The sequence below is a fragment of the Pseudarthrobacter sp. Hb11 genome, assembly GCF_059383655.1.
Genome location: NZ_JBWZCM010000001.1, coordinates 210,061 through 235,467 on the forward strand (window position 1 = coordinate 210,061; position 25,407 = coordinate 235,467).

At 64.7% G+C, this 25,407-nt stretch carries 22 protein-coding genes; 15 read left to right on the forward strand and 7 right to left on the reverse strand.

Annotated features, from left to right (window positions below):
- Positions 1 to 58: 58 nt before the first annotated feature.
- The gene (lepA, locus tag AC50X7_RS01015; protein ID WP_307094982.1) at positions 59 to 1,912 is read left to right on the forward strand and encodes a translation elongation factor 4; all 1,854 of its coding nucleotides are present in this window, start codon (positions 59 to 61) and stop codon (positions 1,910 to 1,912) included.
- 36 nt (positions 1,913 to 1,948) lie between these two features.
- The gene (gene hemW / locus AC50X7_RS01020; RefSeq protein ID WP_494977363.1) at positions 1,949 to 3,178 is read left to right on the forward strand and encodes a radical SAM family heme chaperone HemW; all 1,230 of its coding nucleotides are present in this window, start codon (positions 1,949 to 1,951) and stop codon (positions 3,176 to 3,178) included.
- Positions 3,179 to 3,180: 2 nt separating this feature from the next.
- Here the strand turns inward: hemW and AC50X7_RS01025 are convergent, their stop codons facing one another.
- The 3 genes from AC50X7_RS01025 to AC50X7_RS01035 form a co-directional block, all read right to left on the reverse strand.
- Positions 3,181 to 3,684, reverse strand: a complete 504-nt coding sequence (locus AC50X7_RS01025) for a 2'-5' RNA ligase family protein (RefSeq protein WP_494977364.1) — start codon at positions 3,682 to 3,684, stop codon at positions 3,181 to 3,183.
- A gap of 60 nt (positions 3,685 to 3,744) precedes the next feature.
- On the reverse strand, positions 3,745 to 4,164 hold the full coding sequence (locus tag AC50X7_RS01030) for a DUF4870 domain-containing protein (RefSeq protein WP_494977365.1): 420 nt from the start codon (positions 4,162 to 4,164) through the stop codon (positions 3,745 to 3,747).
- Between the two features lie 157 nt (positions 4,165 to 4,321).
- Positions 4,322 to 5,176 carry a DUF3097 domain-containing protein gene (locus AC50X7_RS01035; RefSeq protein WP_494977366.1) on the reverse strand — a complete coding sequence of 285 codons (855 nt, stop codon included), beginning with the start codon at positions 5,174 to 5,176 and terminating at the stop codon, positions 4,322 to 4,324.
- 176 nt (positions 5,177 to 5,352) lie between these two features.
- Here AC50X7_RS01035 and hrcA point away from each other — a divergent pair, with 176 nt between their 5' ends.
- The 3 genes from hrcA (at position 5,353) to AC50X7_RS01050 (ending at position 8,358) form a co-directional block, all read left to right on the forward strand.
- Complete coding sequence (gene hrcA / locus AC50X7_RS01040) at positions 5,353 to 6,366, forward strand: heat-inducible transcriptional repressor HrcA (RefSeq protein ID WP_307094987.1); 1,014 nt, start codon at positions 5,353 to 5,355, stop codon at positions 6,364 to 6,366.
- A 79-nt stretch (positions 6,367 to 6,445) separates the two neighbouring features.
- Positions 6,446 to 7,573 carry a molecular chaperone DnaJ gene (gene dnaJ / locus AC50X7_RS01045; RefSeq protein ID WP_494977367.1) on the forward strand — a complete coding sequence of 376 codons (1,128 nt, stop codon included), beginning with the start codon at positions 6,446 to 6,448 and terminating at the stop codon, positions 7,571 to 7,573.
- A 2-nt stretch (positions 7,574 to 7,575) separates the two neighbouring features.
- Positions 7,576 to 8,358: a 16S rRNA (uracil(1498)-N(3))-methyltransferase gene (locus AC50X7_RS01050; RefSeq protein ID WP_494977368.1), complete on the forward strand. Its 783-nt coding sequence runs from the start codon at positions 7,576 to 7,578 to the stop codon at positions 8,356 to 8,358.
- Positions 8,359 to 8,377: 19 nt separating this feature from the next.
- On the opposite strand, the gene AC50X7_RS01055 is transcribed toward AC50X7_RS01050, so the two are convergent.
- Positions 8,378 to 9,337: a GerMN domain-containing protein gene (locus tag AC50X7_RS01055; protein ID WP_494977369.1), complete on the reverse strand. Its 960-nt coding sequence runs from the start codon at positions 9,335 to 9,337 to the stop codon at positions 8,378 to 8,380.
- Between the two features lie 359 nt (positions 9,338 to 9,696).
- Between AC50X7_RS01055 and AC50X7_RS01060 the strand changes: the two genes are divergently transcribed.
- The 5 genes from AC50X7_RS01060 (at position 9,697) to AC50X7_RS01080 (ending at position 15,197) form a co-directional block, all read left to right on the forward strand.
- Entirely contained in the window at positions 9,697 to 10,785 is a 1,089-nt protein-coding gene (locus AC50X7_RS01060; RefSeq protein WP_307094991.1) for a PhoH family protein, read from the forward strand.
- Positions 10,782 to 11,255 (forward strand): rRNA maturation RNase YbeY, encoded by a 474-nt coding sequence (gene ybeY / locus AC50X7_RS01065; RefSeq protein ID WP_494977370.1) that lies wholly within the window; start codon positions 10,782 to 10,784, stop codon positions 11,253 to 11,255. Before AC50X7_RS01060 ends, ybeY begins: the two co-directional genes overlap by 4 nt.
- Positions 11,252 to 12,583, forward strand: coding sequence for a hemolysin family protein (locus AC50X7_RS01070; RefSeq protein ID WP_494977371.1), 1,332 nt, complete (start codon positions 11,252 to 11,254; stop codon positions 12,581 to 12,583). The genes ybeY and AC50X7_RS01070 overlap by 4 nt, the downstream gene beginning before the upstream one ends.
- Entirely contained in the window at positions 12,567 to 13,526 is a 960-nt protein-coding gene (gene era / locus AC50X7_RS01075; protein WP_307094994.1) for a GTPase Era, read from the forward strand. Before AC50X7_RS01070 ends, era begins: the two co-directional genes overlap by 17 nt.
- A 216-nt stretch (positions 13,527 to 13,742) precedes the next feature.
- On the forward strand, positions 13,743 to 15,197 hold the full coding sequence (locus tag AC50X7_RS01080; RefSeq protein WP_494977811.1) for an LCP family protein: 1,455 nt from the start codon (positions 13,743 to 13,745) through the stop codon (positions 15,195 to 15,197).
- A 72-nt stretch (positions 15,198 to 15,269) separates the two neighbouring features.
- Here the strand turns inward: AC50X7_RS01080 and AC50X7_RS01085 are convergent, their stop codons facing one another.
- Positions 15,270 to 17,222, reverse strand: coding sequence for a M13 family metallopeptidase (locus AC50X7_RS01085; RefSeq protein WP_494977372.1), 1,953 nt, complete (start codon positions 17,220 to 17,222; stop codon positions 15,270 to 15,272).
- Between the two features lie 251 nt (positions 17,223 to 17,473).
- Here AC50X7_RS01085 and leuA point away from each other — a divergent pair, with 251 nt between their 5' ends.
- From leuA to AC50X7_RS01100, 3 genes are all read left to right on the forward strand, one after another.
- Positions 17,474 to 19,213, forward strand: coding sequence for a 2-isopropylmalate synthase (gene leuA, locus AC50X7_RS01090; RefSeq protein ID WP_494977373.1), 1,740 nt, complete (start codon positions 17,474 to 17,476; stop codon positions 19,211 to 19,213).
- A gap of 100 nt (positions 19,214 to 19,313) precedes the next feature.
- On the forward strand, positions 19,314 to 20,066 hold the full coding sequence (gene recO, locus AC50X7_RS01095) for a DNA repair protein RecO (protein ID WP_494977374.1): 753 nt from the start codon (positions 19,314 to 19,316) through the stop codon (positions 20,064 to 20,066).
- Positions 20,067 to 20,068: 2 nt separating this feature from the next.
- Positions 20,069 to 20,911, forward strand: a complete 843-nt coding sequence (locus tag AC50X7_RS01100) for an isoprenyl transferase (RefSeq protein WP_494977375.1) — start codon at positions 20,069 to 20,071, stop codon at positions 20,909 to 20,911.
- Between the two features lie 22 nt (positions 20,912 to 20,933).
- Here AC50X7_RS01100 and AC50X7_RS01105 read toward each other — a convergent pair whose 3' ends face one another.
- Positions 20,934 to 21,944, reverse strand: coding sequence for an alpha/beta hydrolase (locus tag AC50X7_RS01105; RefSeq protein ID WP_494977376.1), 1,011 nt, complete (start codon positions 21,942 to 21,944; stop codon positions 20,934 to 20,936).
- Between the two features lie 91 nt (positions 21,945 to 22,035).
- Between AC50X7_RS01105 and AC50X7_RS01110 the strand changes: the two genes are divergently transcribed.
- Positions 22,036 to 23,106, forward strand: a complete 1,071-nt coding sequence (locus AC50X7_RS01110; RefSeq protein ID WP_494977377.1) for a quinone-dependent dihydroorotate dehydrogenase — start codon at positions 22,036 to 22,038, stop codon at positions 23,104 to 23,106.
- 115 nt (positions 23,107 to 23,221) lie between these two features.
- Here the strand turns inward: AC50X7_RS01110 and AC50X7_RS01115 are convergent, their stop codons facing one another.
- A complete protein-coding gene (locus tag AC50X7_RS01115) occupies positions 23,222 to 23,824 on the reverse strand; it encodes a DUF3043 domain-containing protein (RefSeq protein WP_307095001.1) in 603 nt (200 codons plus the stop codon).
- Between the two features lie 91 nt (positions 23,825 to 23,915).
- Here AC50X7_RS01115 and AC50X7_RS01120 point away from each other — a divergent pair, with 91 nt between their 5' ends.
- Positions 23,916 to 25,355, forward strand: coding sequence for a dipeptidase (locus AC50X7_RS01120; RefSeq protein ID WP_494977378.1), 1,440 nt, complete (start codon positions 23,916 to 23,918; stop codon positions 25,353 to 25,355).
- The last annotated feature ends 52 nt before the right edge of the window (positions 25,356 to 25,407 follow it).

Sequence of the window (25,407 nt, forward strand, 5' to 3'; positions counted from 1 at the left end):
GGGTGCCGTTCGTGCGTCCTGGCGGCGCCCGCGTGAATGCCAACAGTAAGGACCCTGCGTGTCTCCCATGGCCCGCACCGCCCCGGTGCCCGCCGCGACAGATCCGGCTATCATTCGGAACTTCTGCATCATCGCGCACATTGACCACGGCAAGTCCACCCTGGCCGACCGCATGCTGCAGTTCACCGGCGTCGTGCAGTCCCGCGACATGAAGGCCCAGTACCTGGATCGCATGGACATCGAGCGTGAGCGCGGCATCACCATCAAGTCCCAGGCTGTACGCATGCCGTGGGAACTCGAGGGCACCAGCTACGCGCTGAACATGATTGACACCCCTGGCCACGTGGACTTCACCTACGAGGTTTCCCGCTCCCTGGCGGCCTGCGAAGGAGCGATCCTCCTGGTCGACGCAGCGCAGGGTATTGAGGCCCAGACCCTCGCCAACCTGTACCTGGCGATGGAAAACAACCTCACGATCATTCCGGTCCTGAACAAGATCGACCTCCCGGCCGCCCAGCCCGAAAAGTACGCGGCGGAACTGGCCAGCCTCATCGGCGGGGACCCGGAGGACGTCCTGCGTGTTTCGGGCAAGACCGGGATGGGCGTTGAAGCGCTGCTCGACAAGATCGTCCGCGACCTGCCGGCGCCGGAGGGTGATGCGAATGCCCCTGCCCGCGCCATGATCTTCGACTCTGTGTATGACACCTACCGCGGTGTGGTCACGTACGTCCGCGTGGTGGATGGGATGCTGCACCCCCGCGAACGCATCCAAATGATGTCCACCCGGGCTACCCATGAACTCCTCGAGATCGGGGTCAGCTCACCTGAACCCACCCCTTCCAAGGGCCTGGGCGTCGGCGAAGTGGGCTACCTCATCACGGGTGTGAAGGATGTCCGCCTGTCCAAAGTGGGCGACACCGTCACCAACCTCGCCAAGCCGGCCGCCGATTCGCTTCCCGGCTACGCCGATGCCAAGCCAATGGTCTTCTCCGGCCTGTATCCGTTGGACGGCACGGACTATCCCGTGCTGCGCGATGCACTGGAAAAGCTGATGCTCAACGATGCTGCCCTGGTGTACGAGCCGGAAACCTCCGCCGCGTTGGGCTTCGGATTCCGCGTGGGCTTCCTCGGGCTGCTCCACCTGGAAATCACCCGCGAGCGACTCGAACGCGAGTACAACCTGGACCTGATTTCCACCGCCCCCAACGTGGAATACGAGGTAACGCTGGAGGACAAAAAGGTGGTCCACGTGACCAACCCCAGCGAATACCCCTCCGGCAAAATCTCCGAGGTCCGCGAACCGATGGTGTCTGCCACCATCCTGGCCCCCAACGAATTCGTCGGCGCCATCATGGAACTGTGCCAGAGCCGGCGCGGCGTTATGGGCGGCATGGACTACCTGTCCGAGGACAGGGTGGAAATCCGGTACCGCCTGCCGTTGGCCGAGATCGTGTTCGATTTTTTCGACATCCTCAAGTCCAAGACCCGTGGCTACGGTTCCCTGGACTGGAAGGCCGACGGCGAGCAGGTGGCCGATCTGGTGAAGGTGGACATCATGCTCCAGGGCGAGCAGGTGGATGCCTTCTCCGCCATCACACACCGCGACAAGGCTTACTCCTACGGGGTCATGATGACCACCAAGCTGCGCGAGCTCATTCCACGCCAGCAGTTCGAGGTGCCCATCCAGGCCGCCATTGGCTCCAGGATCATCGCACGTGAAAGCATCCGCGCCATCCGCAAGGACGTCCTGGCCAAGTGCTACGGCGGCGACATCTCCCGTAAGCGCAAGTTGCTGGAGAAGCAGAAGGAAGGCAAGAAGCGCATGAAGATGGTGGGCCGCGTCGAGGTCCCCCAGGAAGCCTTCATCGCCGCCCTCACCACCGACGAGTCCAAGGACAAGGCCAAGAAGTAGTGAACAACGCGTCCGGCAACACCGGAGGCCCGTGCAATGCCTAGCACTCTTCCCCTCGGCGACCCGGCGCCGTCGGACGGTCTGCTGCCTGCCCAGGCAGTGGACGGTTCGGTGGACCGGGCGTTCGGCCTGTATGTGCACATTCCGTTCTGCGCGGTGCGCTGCGGCTACTGCGACTTCAACACCTACACCGCCACGGAGCTCGGAGGCGGCGCCTCCCAGGACGCGTATGCCGGCACGGCTGCCGCGGAGGTATCGATGGCGGCCCGAGTGCTGGCCGAATCCGGCCTTCCCGCCCGGAAGCTGAGCACAGTGTTCTTCGGCGGCGGCACACCCACCCTGCTTCCCGCGGAAGATCTCGCACTGATCCTCCGGAGGGCCATCGAGCAATGGGGAATTAACGACGGCGCCGAGGTCACCACGGAGGCCAACCCCGATTCCGTAACGCCGGAATCCCTCGCCATCCTCAAGGACGCCGGCTTCACCCGGGTCTCCTTTGGCATGCAGTCCGCCGTCCCGCACGTCCTCAAGGTGCTTGACCGTACCCACACGCCCAGCCGGGTCCCGCAAGTGGTTCAATGGGCACGCGAGGCCGGCCTCGCAGTCAGCCTGGACCTGATCTACGGAACACCGGGGGAATCCCTCACCGACTGGCGGTGCTCGCTGGAGACCGCCCTGTCCTACGAGCCTGACCACATCAGCGCGTACGCTCTGATCGTGGAGGACGGCACGAAGCTCGCTGCCCAGATCCGCCGTGGTGAAGTCCCCGGAATCGACGACGACGACCACGCCGACAAGTATGAGCTTGCCGACCAGCTGATCACCGAAGCAGGCCTCGGCTGGTACGAGGTCAGCAACTGGTCCCGCACCCCGGAGCAGGCGTGCCGCCACAACCTTGCCTACTGGCGCGGCGATGACTGGTGGGGGATCGGCCCGGGCGCGCATTCGCACGTGGGGGGAGTCCGCTGGTGGAACGTCAAACACCCCACGGCCTATGCCGGCCGCCTGGCGCAGGGAATGTCGCCCGCTGCCGGGAGGGAAACGCTGGATCCGGAAACCCGGAACGTGGAGCGGGTAATGCTCGAGGCGCGCCTGCAGTCCGGCCTGGAGGTTTCTGCCCTTGGCTCCGAAGGCCGCCACCAGGTCGCAAGCCTGATCGCGGACGGACTGGTGGAACCGCACGCAGCTTTCCGGGGGCGGCTCGTCCTCACCCTCAAAGGCAGGCTCCTGGCGGATGCTGTTGTCCGCCGCGTACTTCCCGCTTAAATTTACGGGGAGCCGCCGAGGGTTGTGGTGGTCCTGGTGGAGCTGTCCCAGAGGCGCGCCTCGATGCATTGCCCTTCTGTCCGCCCGTCCAGGGCATCCATAGCGGGGCCGAGCAGCTTACCGGGGATCCGGCGGGCGAGGGTGACGTGCGGCGTCCAGGCGTCCGGCAGGGTGTTTTCATAGGCGCCGACGCACCGCTGATGCAACTGCGCGTGCAGTTCGAGCAAACCCGCCGCCGGCACAACCAGCCGGGCCAGCACGTACTTGCCGGGACCGGCCGGGAAGACCACCAGGCCGGAAAACCTGATGTCGAGTGGCAGTCCATTCCACAGATCCTGCACGGACCCGACGTCCAGCACGGTGCCGGCGGCCAGCGTAATGTGCGGCCTGTTGCTCGGTGAGGTGTGCGCGGCGAGGCTCGGCAGGCCGGCTTCCGCGAGCCGTGCCCAATCCATCCTGATTGACAAATCGGTGGATTCCCCGAAGGTCAACTCGACGCTGCGCATACACCCATCATGCCGGACGCTGGCGTCATGTTCTTCCGGAAGGCCCGGAGCCTCCCTGCGCTACTTGATCCAGCGCAGGTTGTACGGGTAACGGTGCGGCTGGCCCTTGTTGACGTGGATGCCGGCGGCCACCGAGAAGCAGGTCAGGCCGATCCAGATCAGTGTGGCGATGACGGCAAAGACGTTGCCGATCACCGGCACGAAGACCAGGATGTTGGCGACCACTGCCGCGATGGTGGGCGGCAGGCTGAAGTTCAGCGCTTCCTTTGACTCCTGCGCCGTAAAAGGGCCGCGGTCACGGAAGATCAGGTAGATCAGCAGCGAAGGAACGCAACCCAAAATGCCGCCGAAGTGGGCCAGCGTAGCCCACTGCCGGTCTTCGCTGGCCGTCAGGGGCAGCGCATTCGCCGGAACGCCGTGGTACTCCGAACCGCCCCGGCCGCCCTGGCTGTCCCTGTGATCACGTGCGTTTTCTGCCACAGTCTGTTCCTTCTGAAGTGCAATGGTGCTGACTAGGAGTGCCATGTCTGCTGCGGGGTCCTGCGATCGCAGACACCGCTGTACCAAGAATACTGGGTGCAGCGGTATTAGCTGACCTCACCCACCGGCGGGAGCGCTAATCAGGCCCGCCCGCTGTTTAGGGGACAGTGAGGAAATCGATGACTTCTTCCACCCTGCCCAGCAGGGACGCTTCCAGGTCGGCGTAACTGCGGACGGCTCCCAGCAGCTTCTGCCACCCCAGGCCGATATCCTCTTTCGTCTCGTGCGGCCAGCCAAAGGCGGCGAGGACGCCGGTCTTCCAGTCCTGGCCGCGCGGCACTACAGGCCACTTCTCGATGCCAAGGACAGCCGGGCGGATGGCCTGCCACACGTCAACGTAGGGGTGTCCGACGATCAGCACATTCCCCGCAGCGCCGGGAGAGGCCATCACCGATCCGGCGATGCGGGACTCCTTTGAGTCGGGCACCAGGTGGTCCACAAGCACTCCCAGGCGCCTGCCCGGCCCCGGCCTGAAATCGGCCACGGCAGCAGCGAGGTCATCAATGCCGTGGAGCGGCTCGACGACGATGCCCTCCACCCGGAGGTCATCGCCCCACACCTTCTCGACAAGTTCGGCGTCGTGCTTTCCCTCCACCCAGATGCGGCTCGCCTTGGCAACCTGTGCTCGCTGCCCTGCCACACGGACAGAACCCGACGCCGTCCTGCCGCCTGCGGTGCCCGGACCCGCCGGCGACCGCGGCGCCGGGGGCATCAGGCGGATTGCCTGGCCTTCAAGGAGGAACCCGAAGCCCAGCCGGAAGGACCTGGACTTGCCGCGGCGGTCCTCCAGTGCCACCACGTGCATTCCTCCCGACTTCTCCACCCGGGTTACCGCGCCAACCCACCCGGACTGGACGTCTTCCAGCACCATGCCACGCTCCACGGGCACCTCGGGCAGTTGCGCCCTGGCAGGTGCGGACAGGTCCTGGGCTCCCCAGTTCTGGTAATGCATGGAATCACTCCGCCTCGTGCTGGATCCTGGCCCGGAATTTCGCCCGGAGCGGTACCAATGCTAACAACGGGACGAGTCATAATAGACTGTTAGCACTTAGGCATGTCGAGTGCTAACCCCTGTAGACACACGGTGCGGGCGGAACGGCTGCCCTGAACCCTTGATGGAGGTGGAGTGTGAGCGAGCCGCGCAAGCTGGAAGTACTGCGGGCGATCGTGGAGGACTACGTCCACTCCCGCGAGCCGGTGGGGTCCAAGGCCCTGGTGGAGCGTCACCATCTCGGCGTTTCCAGCGCCACCATTCGCAATGACATGGCCGCGCTTGAGGACGAAGGACTGATTACCGCCCCGCACACCAGCGCGGGCCGCATCCCCACGGACAAAGGCTACCGGCTCTTCGTCGACCAGATTTCCGCGGTGAAGCCGCTGTCCCAGGCGGAGCGGCGGGCCATCCAGTCACTGCTGGAAGGCGCAGATGACCTCGACGACGTCCTGGAACGCACCGTCCGGCTGTTGTCCCAACTGACAAACCAGGTGGCCGTCGTCCAGTATCCGCACGTTAATCGAGCACTGGTCCGTCACATCGAATTCGTTCTCCTTGCCCCCCGGAAGGTGTTGGTGGTGCTGATTGCCAACAGCGGCAAGGTTGAACAGCGGGTCATCGACGTCGGGCAGGACCTGGCTGACGATGCTATTGCCGCGCTGCGCGGCCAATTCCTTGGATCCCTGGCCGGCACTCCCTTGGCCCAGCTTGGGCAGTCACTGCCCGCAGTGGTGTCCGGCGTCGCCCCCGGACAGCGGCAGGCAGCCCAGGCGCTGGCGCACGGGCTGGAGGGCCTGGCCCACAGCAGCCGTGAAGACCGGATGGTGATGGCCGGCACGGCCAACCTGGCCCGTTCCAACGTTGACTTTCCGCTAAGCATCGGGCCGGTGCTGGAAGCGCTCGAGGAGCAGGTGGTGATGCTTCGCCTGCTAAGCGAGATGGCACAGGACCACCGCGGAGTGGCCGTGAGCATCGGCCGCGAAAACCCATACGACGGCCTGGCGGAGGCATCCGTCGTCGCAACGGGCTATGGCCCGGACAGCGTCGCCAAGATTGGCGTGCTGGGTCCCACCAGAATGGACTACCCCACCACCATGGCGGCAGTCAGGGCTGTGGCCCGTTACCTGTCACGGATTCTGGGACCCTGACCACAGTTCAGCGCCCCAGGGCGCACAGCAGTGTATGCAGTTCGACTGCAGGCAGAACAACAAGGAAGAGATACTAACTTTGAGCAGCCACTACGAAGTCCTTGGAGTCGCACCGGATGCCACCGGGGAAGAGATCAAGAAGGCCTACCGAAAGCTGGCCCGGACCCTTCACCCGGACGTCAATCCCGGTGAGGATGTTGCGGACCGCTTCAAGGCAGTGACCCATGCTTATGAAGTCCTCTCGGATCCCCAGAAGCGGCGGGTCTATGACACCACCGGAAACGAAAACGGCACGGACAACGGATTCGGCGGGGGAGCGTACGCCGGGCAGGGCTTCGCCTTCCAGGACATCTTCGACACCTTCTTCGGCGCCGGTGGCACTACCGGTCCCGCGTCGAGGGTGCGGCGCGGGCAGGATGCGCTCATCAGCGTCCGGATCGAGCTCCGCGACGCCGTGTTTGGAGTCAACAAGAAGCTCGAAGTGGACACGGCGGTGGTCTGCCCCACCTGTGAGGGCTCATGCTGCCAGCCCGGAACCCACCCCGAGCGCTGCGATATCTGCGGCGGCAGCGGCCAGGTCCAGAGGGCCGTGCGTTCAATCCTTGGCCAGGTCATGACTGCCGCTCCGTGCGGCACCTGCGAAGGTTTTGGAACCGTTATCAAAGACCCGTGCAACGAGTGCAGCGGACAAGGCCGCATCCGCAGCCGCCGTTCACTGACCATTAAGGTTCCTGCCGGCGTCGCCACCGGGACACGCATCCAGCTCTCGGGCCAGGGGGAAGCAGGTCCCGCCGGCGGCCCCGCCGGCGATCTCTACGTGGAGATCCGCGTCAACAACGACGCAACCTACGTCCGGGAAGGTGACGACCTGCACGCCACCCTCAACATCCCCATGACCGCAGCCGCCCTGGGCACCGACGTGACCCTCGAAACCTTCGACGGGGCCCAGGAGATCGACGTGAAGGCCGGCACGCAGTCCGGAGAGATCATCACCCTGCGCGGCCTCGGCGTCACCCACCTGCGCGGGTACGGCCGCGGTGACTTGAAGGTCCATCTCCAGGTCGAGACGCCCGCCAGGCTTGATGCGGCGCAGGAAGACCTGCTGCGCCAACTCGCCAAACTCCGCGGCGAGCAGATCACGGAGGGAAAGCTTGCTGCCGGCGGCGGCATGTTTGCCAAGCTCCGGGACCGGCTCGGTAACCTGTAGCGGTGAGCAACCCGGTCTTTTTCACCGCGCCCGGGTCTTTGGACGGGATGGTGCCGGACGGCGTCTTTGTCCTGGAGGGACCCGAGGCGCGGCACGCGGTCACGGTTAAGCGGCTCGCTCCGGGCGAGACGGTGGACATCGTTGACGGCGCCGGTACGCGGATGAGCGGCAAGGTTGCAGCCGCTTCCTCCTCCGGACTGGAAGTGGAATGCGCGTCCGTGATTGTTGAGGAGCGGCCACGCACCAGGCTCGTGCTGGTCCAGGCCCTGGCCAAGGGTGACCGGGACGAGCTTGCCATCGAGACGGCCACCGAACTGGGGATCGACGCCGTTATTCCCTGGCAGTCCGAACGTTCCATCGTGCGCTGGAAGGGTGACCGGGCAGCCAAGGCACACGCGAAGTGGCAGTCCGTTGTCACCGCCGCCGCCAAGCAGGCACGCCGTGCCTGGATTCCCGAGGTGCGGGCCGCCGTCGACACCGCCGGCCTCGCCGCCACCGTCGAGACGGCAGCCTTGGCCGTTGTCCTGCACGAGGACGCCGTACGCCCCTTGCGCGCGGTCTTGGAAACATGGCTGGAAACGGGCGCTGCTGAAGCTGTGCGGGAAGTATTCCTGATCGTAGGACCCGAGGGCGGCATCAGCCAGCGTGAAGTTACCCGGCTGTGCGGCCAGGGTGCCGTGACGGCCCTCCTGGGGCACCATGTGCTGCGCTCATCAACGGCCGGTCCTGCCGCCGTCGTTCTTGCCAGCGACGTTCTGGGCCGCTGGGCTGCGCCGGTACTTTGAGTTGCAGTATCAGCGGGGGCTAGCGGACCCTGAAACTCCGGGTGTCTTCGTTGCCGTCCTCCGGGCCTTCCGGATTTGAGGTCTGGGCCACCCGGAGCTCGAAGTCACCCTCGGGCAGGGTAAGGGCGAGGGTGAACACCCCCGCCTGGGCCGGATCCGCGGCTGCCGTAGTTTCGCCGGTCAGGAAGGGTGCCTTGTTCCCGTCTATCTCGGACCGCAGGATCTGCCAGCGGAGCTTGCCTCCCGGCACGGTGCTTCGCCCGGTGATCTTGACACTGCCGTCGCCCACTTCCACGTTTTCCTGCGGGTCGATAATCCAGACGGGAGCCACCAGTCCCGAGGTGCGGGCCATGAGGGAACCCAGCTGTACATGGTTGAAGGCGACATAGTCGGTGTGTCCGTCCACGAGGATCCGGACCCGGATCTGCTGTCCGGAGTCGATCAGCCCCGAGCTCGCGGCCGCCGCGGTGGCTGTATACACCAATTGCTGGATGGCCCGGGCGGCCATATCGGCGTCGAGGTTACTGTTGAACGCATCTTCCGAGACGTCCACCGTGATGACGTCCTTGCCGGAAATCGAGGTGGCCAGCTGGCTGGGGTTCTGCCATGGCGTAAAGAAGTCGGGATCCAGCGGCTTTTCGGACATCATGGCGCGCAGGGCTCGCGTCACGGGATTCTCCTGCTCGGGAACGTCCCGGAACTCCCGGTAAAGGAAGACATTGCTGTCGCTGCCGCCGATCCAGTAGACGGGCGCCTTATTGGAGGACTGGGTGGTTTCCAGAGGAGCGCTCGTGGAGGGGGCGCCGGATGTGCTTCCCGGGCCGGCGGGGCTGGCAGACAGTATGCCGGTGGGGGCCGGGCCCGGTTCGGCGATGCAGCCCGCAAGGGCAGGGATTACCACCAGGAGACCGGCAAGAACCGCCGAACGGGCGCCGTTGAAGGCTCCTCGGGCGCGGCGGGGCGCTGCGGTTTCCGGCAACTTGATTGCCCTGTCCTTTCCTGGTCGGTTAGGCCGATCCCCGGTCGGCCCTGGTGCTCCAGCATCAGGCTGGATTTCCAGCATTGCACAGCCACGGGAAGCATTCGTGCCGGGATGCGCTGAGCGGTCCAACTGCAACTGGAACGATATGAGGCCGATATGAAGTTGATACCTAAGGACGGGAACAGGCGTGGTGCCCGTGCCGGAGCGGACGCAGCGTGTTGGTGCGATATGGGGTCAGGAGTGCCTGCTGGCGTAGGATGGAAGGTACCGCTGGAAGCGACGGCAGCAGCCGCCGCAAACCAGCCAACAGCTATTGTTTCGACATCGAGGGGATCACAGGCCTGCGGGCCAGCACTATGACTGAATCAGCTAACGGAAAGCGCAGGCTTGTCACCGGCGAGGGCGCAGCGGGGGAGTTTCCCCACACACTCCCTGGCGTCCGTACCGAAGTAGTCCTCTTCGACAATTCCGACCAGATGGTTCAGTCGCTGGGCAGCCACGACGAGGCGTTGCGGTTCATTGAAGAACAGTTCCCTGCAGTCAATTTCCATGTCAGGGGCAACGAGCTCTCCATTAGCGGTCCGGCGGCGGACGTGCCGCGGATCATGCGGCTCCTGCACGAGGTCCGCGGACTCGTTGCCCGCGGTACCGTCATCAGCCCGGCCGTGCTGCAGCAGCTCGTGGCCCTTCTGCGTACCCAATCCCTGCAGAATCCCGTGGATGTGCTGACCCACGACATCCTATCCAGCCGCGGCAAGACAATACGCCCGAAAACGCTGAACCAGAAGAATTACGTTGATGCCATCGACGCCAACACCGTCATCTTCGGAATCGGGCCCGCCGGAACCGGCAAGACCTACCTGGCAATGGCCAAAGCGGTCCAGGCCCTGCAGCAGAAGGAAGTCAGCCGGATCATCCTGACCCGCCCGGCAGTCGAAGCTGGGGAGCGGCTTGGTTTCCTTCCCGGCACGCTGAGCGACAAAATCGATCCCTACCTGCGTCCGCTGTACGACGCCCTGCACGACATGATGGATCCGGAATCGATTCCGCGGCTCATGGCGGCGGGGACCATCGAAGTCGCGCCGCTGGCCTACATGCGTGGCCGTACCCTCAACGACGCCTTCATCATCCTTGACGAGGCGCAGAACACCACGCCCGAGCAGATGAAGATGTTCCTCACCAGGCTTGGCTTCGGATCCAAAATGGTGGTCACGGGCGACGTCACGCAGGTGGACCTGCCCTTCGGCACCCGGTCCGGCCTGCGCATCGTGGAAGAGATCCTGCAGGGCATCGACGATGTGAACTTCTCCGTCCTGGACGCGGCCGACGTCGTCCGGCACCGCCTGGTGGGCGATATCGTCAACGCCTACAGCGTCTGGGATGATGTCCAGCGCAGCCGGGTCAAGCATTCCGCAAGCCGGGAAAAGCGGGGGGAACACGCGTGAGCATTGAGGTGAACAACGAGTCCGGCGTCCAGGTGGACGAATCGCAGCTCGTTGCTCTATCCAGGTACATCTTTGAACAGCTTTACATCCATCCGCAGGCCGAGTTGTCCATCCTCCTGGTGGACGAGCCCGCGATGGAGAAGCTTCACATTGAGCTGATGGATGAGCCCGGCTCCACTGACGTGCTGTCCGTGCCGATGGACGAGCTGACTCCGGGCACCCCGGACCGGCCCACACCCCAGGGCATGCTCGGAGACATCGCAGTGTGCCCGCAGGTTGCCACTGTCCAGGCCCGGAACGCAGGCCACTCGTTGCAGGATGAAATGCTGCTGCTGACCACGCATGGCATCCTGCACCTGCTGGGGTACGACCATGCCGAGCCTGAGGAGAAGGCCGAGATGTTCGGCCTCCAGCGCGAACTCCTGTCCGGCTTCACCGGCAAAGAAGCGCCCGCCGAGACCACCCAGTGACCCCTTTGCTCCTGGTCGCGATGGCCTTGGCTTTCCTGGGCGTTGCGGCAGTACTGACGGCGGCTGAGGCCGCCTTCAACTTCCTCCCGCGGCACGACGCTGAAGAAGCACTCCTGAAGAGCCGCGGCACCGCCATGCGCCGGATCCTGGCGCAGCCCGTGGCTCACATCCGGGCGCTGCGGTTCTGGCGCATCTGGTTCGAAACGGCCTCCGCGGTGGCCGTCGCTGTCCTGCTGTACAGCCTGCTCGACAACATCTGGCTGGCCGGGCTGGCTGCAACGGGCATCATGGCCCTCCTGGGATTCGTCATCGTGGGCGTTTCTCCCCGCCAGCTCGGAAGGCTCCATTCGGCCGCCGTCGTTCGCTTCACGGCACCGATGATCCGTTTCCTCACCTGGGTGCTGGGACCCATCCCTAAGTGGCTCGTGGCCTTGGGAAGTGCTGCAGCCCCTGGCGCGCCCGGCGGCGATGAGGCGTTCTTCAGCGAGCAGGAATTCCGTGAGCTCGTGGAACGGGCCAGCGAATCGGACATGATCGAGGACACCGAGGCTGAGATGATCCAGTCGGTCTTTGACTTCGGTGACACCCTGGTCCGGGCCGTTATGGTGCCGCGCACAGACATCCTCAGCATCGAAGCGGGCTCAAGCCTGCGCCGCGCCATGTCGCTCTTCCTGCGCTCGGGGTACTCCAGGATTCCCGTCATCGGGGAAGACACGGACCATATCCTCGGCATCGTCTACCTCAAGGACGTAGCGGCGGTCCTCCACGAGCTGGCCCCCGGTGAGGAGCCGCCCCTGGTGGATTCGCTGGTCAGGGAGGTGCGGTATGTGCCCGAATCGAAGCAGGTCAGCGACCTGTTGCGGGAGTTGCAGAAGGAATCCACGCACGTGGCCATCGTGATCGACGAGTATGGCGGAACCGCCGGCCTTGTCACGCTCGAGGACCTGATCGAGGAGATCGTGGGCGAAATCGTTGACGAGTATGATACCGAAAGCGCCGAGGCCGTGGAGCTGGGCGACGGCTCCTACCGCGTGAGCGCCCGGATGAGCATTGATGACCTCGGTGAGCTTTTTGACATTGAGCTCGACGACGACGAGGTGGACACCGTGGGCGGCCTCCTGGCTAAGGCGCTGGGCCGCGTACCCATCGTCGGCAGCAGCGTGGAAGTTGACGGGGTCTCGCTGCGCGCCGAAAGGCTTGAGGGCCGACGGAATCGTGTCAGCCACATCATTGCGGCGCAGGTTCCAAAAGTAGACACTGACCTTGAAGACCTCCTCCAGGAGGCGGAAGCAACCCAGCAGGGAGTTCCACGTGAGCAAGAAAAATAAGGCCGCAGGCGACGAGGATTTCGGCGGCTTCCGGGCAGGGTTTTCCGTCCTGGTGGGCCGCCCCAATGCCGGCAAATCCACGCTGACAAACGCGCTGGTGGGCAAGAAGGTGGCTATTACCTCCGCCAAGCCGCAGACCACCCGCCACACAATCCGCGGGATCGTCCACCGCGAGGACGCGCAGCTGATCCTTGTGGACACGCCAGGCCTGCACCGTCCCCGGACCCTTCTGGGCAAGCGCCTGAACGACCTCGTAGCGGACACGCTCGCGGAGGTGGACGCCATCGGGTTCTGCCTGCCCGCCAATGAAAAGATCGGACCCGGCGACAAGTACATCGCCGCCCAGCTCGCCGCTGTTGGCCGCCAGCCTGTTATTGCCATCGTCACCAAAGCGGATCTGGTCGACCGGCAGGCGCTGACCGAGCAGCTGCTTGCTGTTGCTGCGCTTGGGCGGGAAGTGCTGGGGGAGGAAGGCTGGAAGGACATTGTTCCGGTGTCGGCCGCCGACGGCTTCCAGGTCAAAACCGTAGCTGACGTACTGATCAGCCACATGCCGCCGTCGCCCCCGCTGTACCCGGACGGCGAGCTGACCGACGAGCCGGAAGCCGTTATGGTCGCCGAACTGATCAGGGAAGCGGCGCTGGAAGGTGTCCGCGACGAACTGCCGCATTCACTGGCGGTGGTGGTCGAAGAGATCGTGCCCCGGGAGGACCGTCCGGACGACAGCCCCCTGCTCGATGTGCGCGTGAACCTTTACGTCGAACGCCCGTCCCAGAAGGCCATCATCATCGGAAAGGGCGGCAGCCGGCTTCGTGAGGTGGGCACGAACGCACGCAAGGGAATCGAGGCGCTGCTGGGGACCCGCATCTACCTTGACCTGCACGTGAAGGTGGCCAAGGACTGGCAACGGGATCCGAAACAGCTGGTCAAGCTGGGCTTCTGACGGTTTAATACGTACGGCCGCGGGGCCCGTCCGGGGATTTCCCAGCCTGGACCACTAAAATGGACCGAATTCGGAATCTAGAGGAAGGTTCACCACGTGGGGCGAGGCCGCGATAAGCGCGAAAACGGAGCTGACGTGTCAGCAGGGGGACCGGTATCCCGGCACGCGGAGGATGGCACCGTTGGGGCCGCCCGCCACCTTGGCCCTCTCCGCAGGATGCCGCTGTGGTTGAAAATCACCACAGCCGTGCTGTCGGTGGCCCTCGTGGGAGCCCTCGCGTTCGCGGGATTCTGGTTTTTGCGTCTCCAGAACAACATCTCCAAGGCTCCGTTGAATGCGGGCGGTGTCAATGCCGAACCGGTGAGCGGAGCGACTGGGCGGATGCAGATCCTGATCCTGGGCTCGGACACCCGCGACGGCAAGAACGCCGGGTACGGCACCGCGGACGATTCGAAGGGTTACGGCAAGTCCGACGTCATGATGCTGATGGACATTTCCGAGGACAACAAGCGCGTCAGTGTCATCAGTTTCCCGCGCGACCTGCTGGTGGACATTCCCGAGTGCACGGACGGGGAGACCAAAAAGACTTTTCCCGCACGCAGCGGTGTGATGATCAACGAAGCGATGAACGAGGCCGGTATTGGCTGCGCTGTTGACACCGTCAACCAGCTGACGGGACTGGAAGTGGACCACTTCATGATGGCGGACTTCAATGCGGTAAAGGAACTGTCCAAGGCAGTGGGCGGAGTGGACGTATGCATCAGTGACGCCGTCCATGACCCCGATTCCGGCCTCCGGCTTCCCAAAGGCACCTCCGCGGTAGAGGGTGAGATGGCCCTCGCCTTCTTGCGGACCCGCCATGCATTTGCCGACGGCGGCGACCTGGGACGCATCCGGGCCCAGCAGGGGTTCCTGTCCTCCCTGACCCGGAAGATCAAAGATGAGGGAACCCTGTCCGACCCCGGCAAGATGCTGAGGATCGCCGATGTCGTCACGCAGAACCTGACGGTGAACGAGGGACTCGCGTCAGTTCCCAGCCTGCTCACCATCGGTAACCGGCTCAAGGACATCGACATCAGCAAGGTCGCGTTTGTGTCGGTTCCCACCACGCCCGCCCTTATTGACCCGAACAGGCTCCAGATGGCCGAACCGGCCGGTTCCCAGCTGTTCGCCGCGATGCGGAACGATATTGACCTGACCGACCCCACCGCGCCGGCCACCCCTGCGCCCTCAAAAACCACTGCTCCACCCACGGCGGCTCCCAGTAAAACGGCCCCTCCGCTGCCGTCCTACGACAAGGCGATCCAGCCTGTTACGGTTGCCAACGGCAGCGGCGTGCCAGGCCGGGCACAGGAAATTGTGCAGGCCCTTATCGCCGGCGGATTCACCCAGGCGGCACAGTTTGAGGCGACCGCCGTGGAACAGTCCGTTGTCTACTATGGCGCCGACTATAAGGACGTTGCTGTTGACGTTGCCGCGAAGCTTAAAATCCCGGCGGCGCAGGTGCTGCCGGCTCCGGCAGTGTCGGGCGTCCAGGTTTACCTGGGTACCGACTTCACGTCCGGGGCCACCTACGGCGGCTCTGTGGCGCTGCCGAAAGACATCGTCAACCAGACAGCCGGAGACGCCCGCTGCCAGCAGGCCAACCCGTTCCTCATCGTGCCCAGCTAGCCGAGCCTGCGTCTGCGCGATTAATAAAGTGGGGCCCGCCGTACGTCAGAACGGCGGGCCCCAGTTTTGTTGTCACCAGATGCTGACGCGCTCCTCCGGTGGCATCCACATGCCGTCCTGGTCGGTGACCTCAAAGGCGTCGTGAAAGGCGTTCAGGTTCTTTGCGATCGCATTGGTCCGGAACTCGTTGGGCGAGTGCGGGTCCGTTGCCAGCCTGCGGATGGCCTCTTCGGTCCGGATCACCTGCCGCCAGCCTGCTGCCCAGGACGCAAAGAAGCGCTGGTGCCCCGTGAGGCCGTCCAGGACCTCGGGCTCCTTCCCGTCGAGACTGATCAGGTACGCCTTGTAGGCGATGGCCAGTCCGGCGAGGTCGCCGATGTTTTCGCCCAGCGTGAGGCGTCCGTTGACGTTATGTCCTGGTGCAGCGTACGGGGAGAGTGCATCGTATTGCGCCACCAGTTTGGCGGTGAGCTTTTCGAAGGCCTGGCGGTCCTCGTCGGTCCACCAGTTCCGCAGCGCCCCGCCGCCGTCGAACTGTGACCCCTGGTCGTCAAACCCGTGGCCAATTTCGTGCCCGATGACTGCCCCGATGCCGCCATAGTTCACTGCGTCATCCGCGTCCGCAGTAAAAAACGGGGGCTGGAGGATCGCCGCCGGGAAGACAATTTCGTTCATCATGGGGTGGTAGTAGGCGTTGACCGTCTGCGGGGTCATCAGCCACTTGTTGCGGTCCACCGGCTTGCCCACCTCATCAAGGTGCCGGTCGACGTCGGCATTGTGTGCCCTTTCCACGTTGCCGAGCAGATCGGTAGGGTCTATCTCCACCGCGGAGTAGTCGATCCATTCCTCCGGGTAACCGATCTTCGCGCGGAACCCCTCCAGCTTCCGCAGTGCCTCGGCCTTTGTGTCCTCGCCCATCCAGCCGACGGCGGTAATACTCCGGCGGTATGCCTCAATAAGGTTGGCGACGAGCGCCTGCATGCGGGCCTTGTGTGTTTCGGGGAAGTGCCGCGCGACATAGATCTGACCCACCGCTTCGCCGAGGCCGCCTTCCACCACGCCCACGCCGCGCTTCCAGCGGTCCTTGTTCCGCGGGGTGCCGCTGATGGTGGTCCCGTAGAACGCGAAGTTGGCGTCAACGAAGGCCGAGGAGAGGTAAGGGGCTGCGGCGCTGACAACCCGCATGGCCAGCCATTCCTGCCAGTGGGCCAGCGGCTCGGACTCGAGAAGGCCGGCTGCGCCGTCGAAGAACGGGGGAGTGCTCACCACGATCTCCTGCCGCTTCTCCTCATCAATCCCTGCAGCGTCGAACCAGATGGGAAGCAGCGGGAACAGGGCGGAGGCTTCGTCCGCGGTCTTCAGGTTGTACGTCTTTTGCGGGTCCCGAAGAGTGACGTTGTCCCAGTGGTGGGACGCCAGCCTGGTCTCAAGTGCTACCACCCGCCCGGCAGCAGCATCCGCGTCCGGAATGCCGGCCAGGCCAAGCATCGTCTTGACGTGTGCGCCATAGGCAGTGACCATCGGTGCGAACTTTTCTTCGCGGTAGTAGGACTCGTCGGGCAGTCCGAGACCGCCCTGGCCGGTGTAAAGAAGGACCCTGTCCGGGTTGCCGGCGTCCGGAGCGGGGTAGATGTAGAAGAGTCCGCCTACATCAGCCCGGAACAGGCGGCCTGCGAGGGCAACCAGGTCCGTCACGGAAGTGGTGGCAAAAACGTCCGCAAGCCGCTGGCGGACCGGTTCCATGCCCTTGGCTTCGACTGCGGCTTCGTCCATGAAGCTGTTGTAGAGGTCGCCGACCTTCTGCTCGATGCCGCTGGCGGCCGCGCCCTTCGCCGCTGCTTCTTCGATGATGTCGCGCACTGCGATCTCAGAACCATCCCGCAAAGCGGTGAAGGTGCCCTCGAGAGGCCGGTCATCGGGAATTTCGGTAGCCTTCTGCCAGGCGCCGTTCACGTGCTGGTAGAGGTCATCCTGCGGCCGGACGGTGTTATCAAAGGTGGACAGGTCGATCCCCGAAATGGGCACGAAAGCTCCTCTATACGCAGACGACGCCGACAAAATACCGGTCGGCGTCTGCATGGTGGACGTAACGGACGGTACTGCCCTTTCATCTTACGCACCCGTGTTACTCTCAAATGGTGCGTGCAGAGCTTCTTCTTCTTAGCTGCCGCGGCGAGGCCTCAGACGCGATCTAGCGCAAGGCCCACCCTCGCTGCGGAGTTTGTGTTGCCCGGCCACCCTTTCAAAGAAGAACCACAGAAAAGGCCCCGATAGTAATGCGAAACGCACAGAAGCCCTCCGGAATGCCCGCCCACCGCTACACCCCGTTCCAGGACCAGATTAAAGTTGAGCTGCCGGACCGCACGTGGCCGGACAAGCTGATCACCAAGGCCCCGCGCTGGTGCGCAGTTGACCTGCGGGACGGCAACCAGGCGCTGATCGATCCCATGAGCCCGGCCCGCAAGATGAAGATGTTCGATCTGCTGGTCCGTATGGGCTACAAGGAGATCGAGGTAGGTTTCCCGTCCGCGTCCCAGACGGACTTCGACTTCGTCCGCCAGCTCATCGAGGGCAACCACATCCCGGACGACGTCACCATCCAGGTCCTGACCCAGGCCCGCGAGCACCTGATCGAGCGGACGTACGAGTCCCTGGTGGGTGCCAAGCAGGCCATCGTCCACCTTTACAACTCCACCTCCGTCCTGCAGCGCCGTGTGGTCTTCAACCAGGATGAGGACGGAATCCTGGACATCGCGCTCCAGGGTGCGCGGCTGTGCAAAAAGTACGAAGAGACCCTCGTGGACACGCACGTGACCTACGAGTACTCCCCGGAGTCCTTCACCGGCACTGAGCTCGAATATGCAGTGCGGGTCTGCAACGCCGTCGCCGATGTTTTTGAGGCTTCTGCGGACCGCCAGGTCATCATCAACCTGCCCGCCACCGTGGAGATGGCCACTCCCAATGTTTACGCTGATTCGATTGAGTGGATGAGCCGCCACCTGCACCCGCGGGAAGGCATCATCCTGTCCCTGCACCCCCACAATGACCGTGGAACGGGCGTTGCTGCCGCCGAATTGGGCTACATGGCCGGGGCCGACCGGATTGAAGGCTGCCTCTTCGGCAACGGCGAGCGGACCGGCAACGTGGATCTGGTCACCCTGGGCCTGAACCTCTTCGTGCAGGGCATCGACCCCATGATCGATTTCTCCAACATCGACGATATCCGCCGCACGGTGGAGTACTGCAACCAGCTGCCCGTCGCCGAGCGCTCACCCTACGGCGGGGACCTCGTCTTCACCGCGTTCTCGGGCTCCCACCAGGACGCCATCAAGAAAGGCTTCGAGGCCCTCGAACGGGATGCAGCCGCTGCCGGCAAGGACGTCTCCGATTTCACCTGGCAGGTCCCGTACCTGCCGGTGGATCCCAAGGACCTGGGCCGCAGCTACGAGGCTGTTATCCGGGTAAACTCGCAGTCCGGCAAGGGCGGCGTTGCCTACCTGCTCAAGAACGAGCACAGCCTGGACCTTCCGCGCCGCGCCCAGATCGAATTTTCCGGTGTTATCCAGAAGCGTACGGACACGGTGGGCGGCGAAGTCAGCGGGGCGCAGCTGTGGCAGGTCTTCCAGGATGAATACCTGCCCTCCGGCAAGACGGACGGACAGTGGGGCCGTTACTCCCTGGGCTCCGTCAGCACCGAGACGGATGACGACGGCGGCATGACGCTTCACGCCGCCCTCACCGTGGACGGCGTCCAGGTCCGCCGCACCGGCACAGGAAACGGCCCCATCGCCGCCCTGCTGAGCATCCTCCGCGAAGACGGCATGGATGTCCGGGTGCTGGACTACAGCGAGCACGCACTTTCCGAGGGAGGCAACGCGATGGCAGCCGCCTACGTGGAGTGCGCAGTGGGGGAGCGCGTGCTGTGGGGTGTCGGCATTGACGCCAACACCAGCATGTCTTCCCTGAAGGCTGTCATTTCTGCCGTGAACCGGGCTGTCCGGGACGCCCAGGCCTGACGCGCGGGTGTTGTGTGTCCGGGATCCCACGGCGGCACAACACCACCCCGCCCGGTGGTCCGGCAGGCCAGTGCCCGCAAAAGGATGGGAAGATAAAGGCGTGGCCCAACCCTCTTTCGCTTCCCGCGCGTACCGGGACGACGCCGTCGTGCTCCGTACCCACAAACTGGGGGAGGCGGACCGCATCATCACTCTGCTGACCAAACACCACGGCCAGGTCCGTGCTGTTGCAAAAGGAGTCCGGCGCACCAGCAGCCGCTTCGGCGCGCGCCTTGAACCCTTTATGGTGGCGGACCTGCAGCTTGTGTCCGGAAAGACGCTGGACATCGTGACCCAGGCCGTTGCCAAAGGGGCCTACGGCGGAGACATCGCGTCCGACTACGGCCGCTACACCGTGGCTGCCGCCATGACGGAGACGGCGGAGAAGCTCACCGACGTTGACGGCGAATCCGGAACCGCCCAGTACAACCTGCTGGTCGGCGCCCTGGCGTCGCTGAGCCGGAACGAACACCCCGCCGGGCTGATCCTTGATTCCTACCTGCTGCGGGCACTCGCCACCGGCGGTTGGGCGCCCAGCTTCACGGACTGCGCCCGCTGCGGGCTGCCGGGCCCGCACAGTGCCTTTTCTGCACCGGTGGGCGGTATGGTCTGCGGCGGGTGCAGGCCGCCGGGCTCTCCGGCGCCGGCGCCGGAAACAGTGGTCCTGCTCGCGGCACTGCTGACGGGGGATTGGGCTGCGGCCGATGTTTCCCTACCCGTGCACCGCAAGGAAGCCGCCGGCCTGGTGGCTGCCTACCTGCAATGGCATCTTGAACGAGTACTGAAGTCCCTCAAACATGTGGAGCGCAGCTGACAGTGGCCCTGGGAAAAAAGAACAACGCACCCCGAAAGCGCAGTCAGCCGGTGGTTGCCCCGTACCCGCATCCCTCAGGCGCGGTGGCACCGTCCATCCCGGCGGAATTCATACCCCGGCATGTCGCGATCGTGATGGATGGCAACGGCCGGTGGGCCAACCAGCGCGGACTGCCGAGGATAGAAGGCCATAAGGCCGGCGAGCCTGCCCTCCTGGACGTTATGGCCGGGGCCATTGAGCTGGGCATTGAGTACGTCAGCGTCTATGCCTTTTCCACGGAGAACTGGCGCCGCTCCCCGGAGGAAGTCCGCTTCCTGATGGGATTTAACAAGGATGTGCTGCGGAGGCAGCGGAACCAGTTGGACGAGTGGGGCGTACGGGTCCGCTGGTCAGGCCGGCGGCCCCGGCTCTGGGGCTCGGTGATCCGGGAACTTAAAGAGGCTGAAGAGTTCACCGCCGGCAACAGCACCTGTACGTTGACCATGTGTGTTAATTACGGCGGCCGGGCAGAGATCACGGACGCCGTCTCAGCCATTGCCGCCGAAGTTGCTGCCGGCAGGCTCAAGCCCGGTGCCATCACTGAACGGACCATCCAGAAGTACCTCGATGAGCCGGACCTTCCGGACGTGGACCTGTTCCTGCGCAGCTCGGGGGAGCAGCGGTTGTCCAACTTCCTGCTCTGGCAGTCCGCCTATGCCGAGTTCGTGTTTATGGACACGCTGTGGCCCGACGTCGACCGCAGGACATTGTGGGCGGCGGTGGAAGAATACGCCCAGCGGGACCGCAGGTACGGCGGAGCAGTGGACGCGGCGAAGCCTGTCAACGGGGCGGGCCCGGCGCAGTAGCGCGGTCAGGAACATGGCCCCTTCAGGGCTGTCGCGGACTTTCTCCGTCCGCCAGGTCCCGGTCGGCCAGGTCCCCGTACGCGCGGAGCCAGCGCGCCAGCCGCGCATAGGCGTCGGCACGCACGGCGGCGGGGGAGAGGAACACATCGTGCAGGGCACCCTCGATTCGTTCGACCGTCACTGTGCGGCCAAGGGTGAGGGCACGGGCAGCAATGACGTTGACGTCCAGGACGGCGTCCGTTCGGCGCATTTCTTCGGACCAGAAGAGCCCGTTCGCGCTTCCCCGGGACAGCAGCACCAGGATGGGCACCTCGATGTTGAGGCCGCGGGCCACCTTCGTGTGGCCCGCGAGTACCGCACTGAGCCAACCGGCGCGCACAGGAAACGCCATGGGTGGACGGTAGCGGTCATCGAGCGTCCATTCCCCGTCCGCGGAACTGCTGATGGTGCGCCAGTAGAAACCCCGTTCAGGAAGCCTCAGCACAGCCTCGGGCCGGAAGCGGGCCACCGGTCCCACCATGCTTGAGGCCGCACGCCGGACCAGCGCGCTGCCATGCATCTCCAGCCAGGGGCTGTTAAGGATAAGTTGCGACACCGCCCCGGGATGCCTGCTGGCCCACAGCGCCGCTACCAGCCCTCCTGTTGAATGCCCCATCAGGGTCAGCGGCCGGGCAACACCCTCGTGGCGGATCAGGCGCCCTGCCGTCTCAATCTCGGCGTCATAGTCGGTGAGGTTGGAGACGTAACCGCCCGGAGACTCCGGACGCAGGCTGCGGCCGTGGTTATGCATGTCCAGTGCATAGAAGTCGTAGCCGGCCGAGGACCAGAAGCGGGCAAGGTCGGTGTTGAAGAAATAGTCACTCCAGCCGTGCAGGAAGAGGACCGCCCTGCGGGGCCCGGACGAGGGGAGGACTTCCTCTACGGCAGGCCGGAACCGTACAAGGGTGGCAGTCCGCTCCACGCCGTCAGTTCCGCCGGCGGTAAAGGCATGGAACTCGAATTCCTCGCCCAGGATGTCCCGCTGCCATTCCATGGCTTTATGCTATTCCGCCATCGGAACAGTCTGCGTCATTTTGATCTGTGCTCATTTTGGTGTGTGCCCGCCAAGACGGAAGACTGGAGGCATGCGCGTTTACCCCACATTCTTCAGGCTGGCCTTTTCATGGATGGACGCCGAGCGCGCCCACAAAATCGGCTTCAAGGCCATCAGGTTGGCGCATCGCTCCGGCGCAGGCAGGGCCCTCGAGAAACTGACGGCACCTGCACCGTCGCTTCAAACCACGGCCTTCGGCCTGACCTTTCCCTCGCCCTTCGGCCTTGCGGCAGGCTTTGACAAGGAAGGCCACGGGATAGAGGCGCTGAGCCAGCTCGGGTTCGGCCATGTCGAGGTGGGCACCATCACCGGCCAGGCCCAGCCGGGCAACGAAAAGCCGCGCCTCTTCCGCCTGGTGCAGGACCGTGCCGTAATCAACAGGATGGGATTCAACAACGACGGCGCCACGGCCGTTGCGCCGCGGCTCAAGGCAGCCCGTGCAGGACTTCAGCGCAGGCACCCCGGGGTGCGTCCTGTCATCGGCGTCAACATCGGCAAGACGAAGGTGGTTGAACTGGCGGATGCCGTGGAGGACTACCTCGTGAGTGCCCGCAGCCTTGCGCCGGCCGCTGATTACCTCGTGGTTAATGTCAGCTCGCCCAACACACCCGGCCTTCGGCTCCTGCAGGACGTGGAAACGCTCCGGCCGCTGCTGACCGCCGTCGGACGGGAGGCCGACCGGGCAGCGGGCCGCCACGTTCCCCTGCTGGTGAAGATCGCCCCGGACCTGAGCGACGAGGACATCGACGACGTCGCCCGTCTTGCCCTCGACCTGAAGCTGGACGGCATCATCGCCACCAACACCACCATCGGCAGGACAGGGCTGGCTTCCCCGGCGGAGCAAGTGGAAAGGTGCGGTGCGGGCGGGCTCTCCGGTGCTCCGCTCAAACAGCGGTCCCTTGAAGTGCTGCGCAGGCTCAAACAGGTGACCGGGGACGCCCTTACCCTGGTGGCGGTTGGTGGCGTAGAAACAGCGCAGGATGTCCAGGAGAGACTCGATGCCGGGGCAACCCTGGTCCAGGGCTATACCGCTTTCCTCTATGAGGGGCCGTTCTGGGCATCCCGGATCAACCGGCAGTTGGCGAAGAACCGGCGTCCCTAGGGCAGCGCGCGCTGGAGCGTTCCACGGGCCGGCAGCCGGCACCCGCTTAGCTGTAACGAAACCCCGGCGAAAAATCCGCCGGGGTTTCGTTGTTTGTTGAAGGGGGACGCAGGCGTCAGGCCGGGTACTGTCCGCGCTTGACCTGCGGCTTGGGCAGCCGCAGCTTGCGGAACTGGAGGGAGCGCATGGAGCCGTACCAGACAGTGCCGCGTTCCACCTCGCCGAATTTTTCGGTCAACCGCTTGCGGAGCTTGCGGGACAGGATGAAAACGTCCACGAAGACGGCCAGGAACATCACCCAAAAACCACCCAATACATAAATCATCAGGTCGCTGGACGCCGGCACCACCAGGGATACCAGGACAAATACCAGGGCGCCGAACATCAGGTATTCCCCGAGGCTGAACCGGGCGTCCACGTAGTCACGGGTGAACCGCTTCTGGGGGCCCTTGTCACGCAGCGGCAGGAACTTCTCATCACCGGTGTCCAGGGCCTGGCGCATCTTGAGCCGCTGGTCCTGGATGACCTGGCGCTCGGCGGCCTTTGACGCTTTACGGTCCTCCGGCACCAACGGGCGCTTGCGCGCGGCCTCCTGGGCCTTCCGGGTTGGCGTAGGGGCTCCCTTGCCGGCTATGCCGTTCTGCCGTGCCGCAGCTTCCGCTGCCAGCTGGTCTGCTATTTCCTGCGCCGAGGGCGCTTCCTTTTTACGTCCGAACACCTGACCAGAATACCTTGCGGGACGGTCGGGCCCTCCTGCCCGAGGCCAGGGCTGCCACGGCCTTGAATGTGACGAGGGTAATGTTTTTGCCATGACCTCATCTGCAACGGCTACCCCCAACAATATTGACGGCCCCACACCTTTGGCCCTCAACTCAAACCCGGTCACGGAAGACCTCCGGGCAGCAATCGACAGCTCATATGACGCCACCCTGGCGCGCCTTAAGGAACTGGTCGCAATTCCGGGGATCGCCTGGCCCAGCTTTGACCGGGCGCCGCTCGAACGCAGCGCCGAAGCCGTGGCAGAGCTCCTCCGCGCCACGGGCCTTGAGGAGGTGCAGGTCTTTGGCTGTAACAAGCCGGACGGCACTCCAGGCGGCCCCGCCGTCGTCGCCCGCCGGCCTGCCGCGGAAGGCAAGCCGACCGTTCTGCTCTACGCGCACCACGATGTCCAGCCTGCGGGCGACGAGGGTCTGTGGGAGACTTCACCCTTCACCGCTGTTGAGAAGGACGGGCGTCTCTATGGCCGCGGCGCCGCGGATGACAAAGCCGGCATCATGGCCCACATCGCAGCCTATGCAGCAGTGTCCGAGGTCCTGGGAGCCGGCCTGGGCCTCGGCGTGACGTTCTTTTTCGAGGGCGAGGAGGAAGCAGGCTCTCCCACGTTCCGTCCTTTCCTGGAGGCCCACCGGGAGCTGCTCCGCGCTGCTGTCATCGTCGTCGCCGATTCCAGCAACTGGAAGGTGGGCGTTCCGGCCCTGACAACAAGCCTGCGCGGGCTGGTGGACGGGACCATCGAAGTCCAGGTCCTGAAGCACGCGGTCCATTCAGGGATGTTCGGGGGACCTGTTTTGGACGCTCCCACCCTGCTGTCCCGCCTGATCGCCACCCTCCATGACGACGACGGAAACGTCGCCGTCCAGGGGCTCGTCGCCTTCGACAATGCGACGGTGGAGTTCCCGGAGGCCGACTACCGCGCGGATGCGTCAGTGCTCGACGGCGTCCGCCTCGCCGGCTCGGGCAGCATCGCATCGCGCCTCTGGACCAAGCCGGCGCTGTCCATTATCGGGTTTGACGCGCCTGCCGTGGATGTAGCTTCGAATACGCTGCTGCCGAGGGCGCGGGCCAAGTTCAGCCTGCGGCTGGCACCGGGGCAGGTCCCCGAAGAAGCGATGGAGGCCGTCCGCAGGCATGTGGAGGCGCACGCTCCCTTCGGTGCCAAAGTCACCTTCACGCCTGGAGAAAGCGGCAACCCGTTCCAGACGGACACTTCCTCGGCCGCCGCCGGGCTGGCAATGTGGGCCCTGGGCGAGGCGTGGGGTGTTCAGGCAGTGGAGACAGGAATCGGCGGGTCCATTCCGTTCATTGCCGACCTCACGGAGCTGTACCCGGACGTGCAGATCCTGGTGACTGGGGTGGAAGACCCGGACTCCAGGGCGCACAGCGCCAACGAGTCACTGCACCTTGGTGATTTCCGGAATGCGATCCTCGCCGAAGCATTGTTGCTGTCCCGCCTGAACGACGGACTCTAGAAACCGGGGCACTCAAGCGGCGGCGCTGAAGCGATGGCCCGGGAAGCGGCCC

What these genes read in the sequence shown, in the direction of transcription:
- AC50X7_RS01110 (WP_494977377.1), top strand. Translation starts at nt 22,036, where the DNA reads ATGCGCGTTTACCCCACATTCTTCAGGCTGGCCTTTTCATGGATGGAC.
- leuA (WP_494977373.1), top strand. Translation starts at nt 17,474, where the DNA reads ATGCGAAACGCACAGAAGCCCTCCGGAATGCCCGCCCACCGCTACACC.
- AC50X7_RS01105 (WP_494977376.1), bottom strand. Translation starts at nt 21,944, where the DNA reads ATGGAATGGCAGCGGGACATCCTGGGCGAGGAATTCGAGTTCCATGCC.
- AC50X7_RS01080 (WP_494977811.1), top strand. Translation starts at nt 13,743, where the DNA reads ATGCCGCTGTGGTTGAAAATCACCACAGCCGTGCTGTCGGTGGCCCTC.
- hemW (WP_494977363.1), top strand. Translation starts at nt 1,949, where the DNA reads ATGCCTAGCACTCTTCCCCTCGGCGACCCGGCGCCGTCGGACGGTCTG.
- AC50X7_RS01060 (WP_307094991.1), top strand. Translation starts at nt 9,697, where the DNA reads ATGACTGAATCAGCTAACGGAAAGCGCAGGCTTGTCACCGGCGAGGGC.
- AC50X7_RS01025 (WP_494977364.1), bottom strand. Translation starts at nt 3,684, where the DNA reads ATGCGCAGCGTCGAGTTGACCTTCGGGGAATCCACCGATTTGTCAATC.
- AC50X7_RS01120 (WP_494977378.1), top strand. Translation starts at nt 23,916, where the DNA reads ATGACCTCATCTGCAACGGCTACCCCCAACAATATTGACGGCCCCACA.
- AC50X7_RS01035 (WP_494977366.1), bottom strand. Translation starts at nt 5,176, where the DNA reads ATGCATTACCAGAACTGGGGAGCCCAGGACCTGTCCGCACCTGCCAGG.